Origin of the sequence: Arthrobacter halodurans (assembly GCF_041877255.1) — a bacterium.
GTDB classification, from domain to species: domain Bacteria; phylum Actinomycetota; class Actinomycetes; order Actinomycetales; family Micrococcaceae; genus Arthrobacter_N; species Arthrobacter_N halodurans.
Window position 1 is genome coordinate 1 of the sequence record NZ_JBHDLJ010000048.1, and the last position, 234, is coordinate 234.

The window sequence follows — 234 nt, forward strand, 5'->3', positions numbered from 1 at the left end:
CGGATCCGGATCCGGACGCGGCCGCGGTCGAGCGGATCCGCGCGCTGGAGGTCCTGAAGTCCGCGGCGTGCGCGGCGCAGGCCAGGATCGCGGCCGGTTTCGACGCGTCCCAACGCGCCCGGCAGGCCGCGGCGGGGATCCCCGCGAACCGCCGCGGCCTGGGCGTGGGCGCGCAGCTGGGCCTGGCCCGGCGGGAGTCCCCGCACCGCGGCCGGGTGCACCTGGGCCTGGCGA

General features: G+C 80.3%; 1 pseudogene. It reads left to right on the plus strand.

The features are described from left to right. A pseudogene (locus ACETWP_RS17375) lies at positions 1–234 on the plus strand (HNH endonuclease); the annotation flags it as partial.